The 5068-nt window shown below is 50.6% G+C and carries 5 protein-coding genes and 1 tRNA gene; 4 read left to right on the forward strand and 2 right to left on the reverse strand.

Annotation, left to right across the window (positions count from 1 at the left end; translation table 11 throughout):
• Positions 1–305: 305 nt before the first annotated feature.
• A tRNA-Ile gene (locus ACPGUT_RS15690) sits at positions 306–382 on the reverse strand.
• Positions 383–565: 183 nt separating this feature from the next.
• Here ACPGUT_RS15690 and ACPGUT_RS15695 point away from each other — a divergent pair.
• The gene (locus tag ACPGUT_RS15695) at positions 566–799 is read left to right on the forward strand and encodes a hypothetical protein (RefSeq protein WP_423992999.1); all 234 of its coding nucleotides are present in this window, start codon (positions 566–568) and stop codon (positions 797–799) included.
• A 56-nt stretch (positions 800–855) separates the two neighbouring features.
• On the opposite strand, the gene ACPGUT_RS15700 is transcribed toward ACPGUT_RS15695, so the two are convergent.
• Entirely contained in the window at positions 856–1773 is a 918-nt protein-coding gene (locus tag ACPGUT_RS15700) for a sterol desaturase family protein (protein WP_423993001.1), read from the reverse strand.
• Positions 1774–2106: 333 nt separating this feature from the next.
• On the opposite strand from ACPGUT_RS15700, the gene purM reads away from it, so the two are divergent.
• From purM to rnd, 3 genes are read left to right on the forward strand one after another with little or no spacing between them, the layout of a single operon-like run.
• Entirely contained in the window at positions 2107–3153 is a 1047-nt protein-coding gene (purM, locus tag ACPGUT_RS15705) for a phosphoribosylformylglycinamidine cyclo-ligase (RefSeq protein WP_423993003.1), read from the forward strand.
• Positions 3150–3752, forward strand: coding sequence for a phosphoribosylglycinamide formyltransferase (gene purN, locus ACPGUT_RS15710; RefSeq protein ID WP_423993005.1), 603 nt, complete (start codon positions 3150–3152; stop codon positions 3750–3752). Before purM ends, purN begins: the two co-directional genes overlap by 4 nt.
• Positions 3753–3810: 58 nt before the next feature.
• Complete coding sequence (gene rnd / locus ACPGUT_RS15715; protein WP_423993007.1) at positions 3811–4971, forward strand: ribonuclease D; 1161 nt, start codon at positions 3811–3813, stop codon at positions 4969–4971.
• Positions 4972–5068 lie beyond the last annotated feature (97 nt).

The raw sequence follows: 5068 nt of genomic DNA on the forward strand, positions 1-5068 counted from the left end.
CTTCCCAACTCTAGGAGGTTAAAGGAAATGTCCCGCGAGTAACGGCATATCTACAATCTGTTGATCCGCCTTTGTCTCGGTGTGGATTGCGTATGCGTTGAGCCGCTGAACCCTCTACCTAACGAGAGTCGCAGTTCACCTATCGCTCACCACAGTTCCGAAAATATGGCGATCCACTACATACGAGAAGCGAACAAGAAAATTCTAGGGGCGAATGCAATTGCGCGCTAAGGTCAATGACCACGAGGTAACAAAATCTCGCAAGGTTACCTGGAAATAGGAAAAATAGTACGTTAAATTCAAAGTGGTAGGCCCGGTAGGACTCGAACCTACGACCAAAGCGTTATGAGCGCTCTGCTCTAACCAACTGAGCTACAGGCCCGCCTGTGCCTATCCGTATCATTTTGTCGCGCGAGGTCAAGCGGACAGTTTGCCCGGAACATCTGAAGTGAAAGATAAATTGAAGTTAACATAATTTTGACAAAACCATGTTGTAGTTGCATAGTCCGAACAAGGAAAACAACCTATGGGGGGACGCATGAAATTTAGAAAATCCTGTTTATTATTGACTCTTACACTTGCAATGGGGGCAACCAGCCTAACGGCAGGAGAACTCCCGCCTCCGCCAGAGCCAATTGCATCATCTGGTTCAAATGCGGAAAAAATTCTAATTGGGGCTGCGATTATTGGTTTGATCGTCTGGGCAACCGGCGGTTTTAACGGGCAGGGCAATAGTTCGACCACCCGCCAGGCGCCTCTGGAAGATGATGGTAAAGGCGAGGTCCTGATGGAGTTCTGATCAATCAGAAACCAAACGTGTCATGACCTAACCCCGGACGCAACCCGTGCCCGGGGTTATTTTTTTGTGAAACGGAGCTGCTTTGCCATTTGCCCCAGTGGGTAAGTCAGGTTGTAGATAAGGCCGTCCTTCCGTGTTTTATCTTTTTGCACATCGTCGACCCCAAACGTGACCTTTTCTTCACCCTCAATTACGTACAGCGTTCCAAATATCCAGTCCCATACAGCAAGCGTGTGCCCGTAGTTTTTGTTATAGTGTCTGGGTTCCAGGCTATGATGAATCTGATGTTGAGCAGGTGAAATTATAAGACGCTCAAAAAACGGACCAAAACTGATCCACAGGTGCGTATGATGAAAATTAGACATGGCAAAATTCGCAAGAACGAAGAATGCGTTTATTCCTGCGACCGTGATGATCATTGTCCCGGGATCAAGTGTGCCCACCAGAATGCCCTGCGTCGTGCCAATTAGAACGCTGTGGAACAGCAGTATAAAAACGGATGCAAGAGGATGCTGTCGGTGGGCAGTGAAGGGGGTGAGGACGCTGGCGCTATGATGCACCGCATGCAGAGGCCACAGCAGGCGTATCTGATGATGCAGACGGTGACTGACATAGCTGGTGAAGTCAGCAGCCAGCCAAAGCAAAAATGTCAGTAATGCTGGTGAAACAAGTGCTTGCTGTGAATGCCCGATCAGGGTTGCGACCCAAAACGCAACCGCAGTGGTCAGGGATAACCGTCCCAGAACGTTAAAAATTGCAATCAGACGGTTAAGGATGAAAAATTTTAGATCTAATATATGTGAGCTATGAAACCAGATTTTACGCGGCATAAGCCAGTCCCAGAAACCGGTTTCAATCTTGCGCATACGGTAGATTAGCCATGCGATTGGCAGACACAGAAGAAGATACTCTGGGGCTGTCATGACATATGCGCCGAAAAAACCGATGTAGATATCTAACAGAATGTCTTGCATCGATTTTACCTTTTTAGAGTGCTTCCTATCTTGGGTATACGACCGCTACACTGGTGCGATGTCAACTGCCTCAACCTTAATGTGAGTCTGACGCTGCAGGGCTGGAAAAATTGACGGTCGCTTAACGATTTCGCTTATACGTGTACGTTGGCGGTATAATTGGCATCTGTGTACGTCACGTTCTGCTGGCTGAACCGGGTCACTCTTAAGGCAAAACTCTTACTCGTTTTTACATTTGCAGGAAAAATCATGCAAACCGCGACCCTTCTGCAATCGACAGGCCGGTATTTGAATGATAATTGGCGCGCAAAGGAATCTGAGCCGGAGCGCGCCATGACTGACGGAAAAAACGGGATCACCTATGCGGATGCAGGTGTCGATATTGATGCGGGCAATGAGCTTGTAGAACGCATTAAGCCAGCGGCCAAGCGCACAACCCGTCCGGGTGTGATGTCTGGTCTGGGTGGTTTTGGCGCAATGTTTGACCTGAAAGGCGCGGGTTACAACGATCCGATCCTTGTGGGGGCAACAGATGGTGTCGGAACCAAGCTGCGCATCGCGATTGATACAGGTAACTTTGACACCATTGGGATTGATCTGGTTGCCATGTGTGTGAATGATCTGATCTGTCAGGGTGCGGAACCGCTGTTCTTCCTTGATTACTTTGCAACCGGAAAGCTGGATCTGGACAGTGCGACCAAGATTATCAACGGTATTGCCGAAGGCTGCGCGCAGTCTGGCTGTGCCTTGATCGGTGGTGAAACCGCTGAAATGCCGGGCATGTATTCTGAGGGCGATTTTGATCTTGCGGGTTTTGCAGTTGGCGCGATGGAACGTGGCGCAACTTTGCCTGCTGAAATGGGCGAAGGCGATGTTCTTTTGGGCCTGTCTTCCAATGGGGTGCATTCCAATGGTTACAGCCTTGTGCGTAAACTGGTTGATCTGTCTGGCCTTGGCTGGGATGCGGATTGTCCATGGGGGGACGGGACACTTGGCGCGGCACTTCTGGCGCCAACAAAACTCTATGTTAAAGGCTCTGTTGCTGCGATGAAAGCAGGCGCGGTACGTGGTCTTGCGCATATCACTGGCGGTGGTCTGACCGAAAACCTGCCACGCGTTCTGCCAGAAGGTCTGGGTGCTGAGATTGACCTGAATGCCTGGGAGCTTCCGGGGGTCTTTAAATGGTTGGCTGGGCAAGGTGGCATGGCCCAGTCTGAGATTTTGAAAACCTTCAATTGCGGCATTGGCATGATTGCTGTTGTGTCCGCGGATAAAGCCGCAGAAGCACAGAAAATCTTCGAAGATGCGGGCCACGATGTTTGCACCCTTGGTACACTGGCTGCGGGTGAAGGCGTGTCTTACAAAGGCGCGCTGCTGTGAAGGCAGGTAAGAAACGGGTCGCCATCCTGATTTCAGGGGGCGGCTCAAATATGGTGACGCTCGCGCAGGACATGCTGGGCGATCCGTCCCATGCCGGCGCGCCTGTGCTTGTACTCAGCAATATCGCCACTGCAGGCGGGCTGGAAAAGGCACGGGATCTGGGCATTCCGACCGAAATCGTGGATCACAAAGCCCACGATACCCGCGAAACTTTTGACACAGAACTAAACGCAATTCTGCGCCAGTATGCACCTGATGTGATTTGTCTTGCCGGTTTTATGCGTATTCTGACGCCGGTGTTTGTGGATGCCTGGGACGGGAAAGTTCTGAATATTCACCCATCTCTGCTGCCAAAGTACAAGGGCCTGAATACCCATGCCCGCGCGATTGAGGCGGGTGATTCTGAGGCCGGATGTTCTGTGCATAGGGTGACAGCGGGGCTGGATGACGGTCCGGTTCTGGGACAGGCACGTGTTCCTATTCAGATGAATGACACCACCGATGGCCTTGCAAAACGGGTTCTGGTGCAGGAACACCGCCTTTACCCGGCCGTTTTGCGTCGGTTCCTGGCTGGTGAAAATGGGCTTTTGCGGCTCTGATCTTTTCAGATGGCAGATTTTGCCGTACAAGTGGTAAAAAGAATAGAAAACAGGCCCGATGCAAACAATTACAACCACCGAGGCGCTTGCCGAATTCTGTGCCCGCGCTGCCGCCCATCCCTATGTCACCGTTGATACTGAGTTCCTGCGTGAGCGTACGTATTACTCCAAGCTTTGCCTTGTTCAAATGGCCTATGCCGGAGATGGGAAAGAGGTAGACGCGGTTCTTGTGGATCCATTGGCCGAAGGTTTGTCTTTGGAACCTATGTACGACCTGTTCCGCAATGAAGACGTGGTAAAGGTCTTTCACGCAGCGCGCCAAGATCTTGAGATTTTCTTTGTTGAAGCTGGTGTTTTCCCGATTCCATTGTTTGACAGCCAGGTTGCTGCGATGGTTTGTGGTTTTGGCGAACAGGTCGGATACGAAACCTTGGTGCGGAAAATTGCCAAGCAACCCCTTGATAAATCTTCACGTTTCACCGATTGGTCACGCCGTCCGCTGACCGATGCTCAGAAAACTTATGCAGTCGGCGACGTAACACATTTACGTCAGATCTATGAGAAACTGTCTTCAGATCTGGCCAAGAACGGGCGTACACCTTGGCTGCAAGAAGAGTTGAAGGTGCTTTTGTCGCCTGAAACCTATGTGATCAAACCCGAGGATGCTTGGAAACGTCTGAAAACACGGACCACATCCGGCAAGTTTTTGGCAGTTGCAAAGGAACTTGCTCAGTTCCGTGAATCCTATGCACAGGGCCGGAATATGCCGCGCAATCGCGTGATGAAAGATGATGCGTTGATGGAGCTGGCATCGACCAAACCTAAGAATGCGCAGGAACTCAGCCGGTCACGTCTGTTGTTACGTGAAGCCCGCAAAGGTGAGATTGCCGATGGCATTCTGAAAGCGGTGCAGGCAGGGCTTGAGATGGACCCGAGGGATCATCCAAAGGTCAGCAATGACAAAGAAAAGCTACAAGTGAATCCTGCACTTGCTGATTTGCTACGTGTTCTCCTGAAGGCGAAATCTGAAAATGCGGGAGTTGCACAAAAACTGATCGCAACGGCATCTGAACTGGATGAAATTGCAGCGGGAAAACGTGACGTACCATCCTTAAAAGGATGGCGAGGTGAGGTTTTCGGAGAAGATGCAATGCGTCTGTGTAACGGTGAAATTGCCTTAACGGCAAAAGGATCTGTCGTGAAGGTCGTATCTCTTTAGAATTAGGTGTGTTTTCTGTTGACCGGTGAAGGCATGACTGCATTCTCACCGGAAAACCGGAAAACCGGAAAACCGGAAAACCGGAAAACCGGAAAAC

The sequence above is a fragment of the Halocynthiibacter sp. genome (assembly GCF_049608145.1).
Taxonomy (GTDB): domain Bacteria; phylum Pseudomonadota; class Alphaproteobacteria; order Rhodobacterales; family Rhodobacteraceae; genus Halocynthiibacter.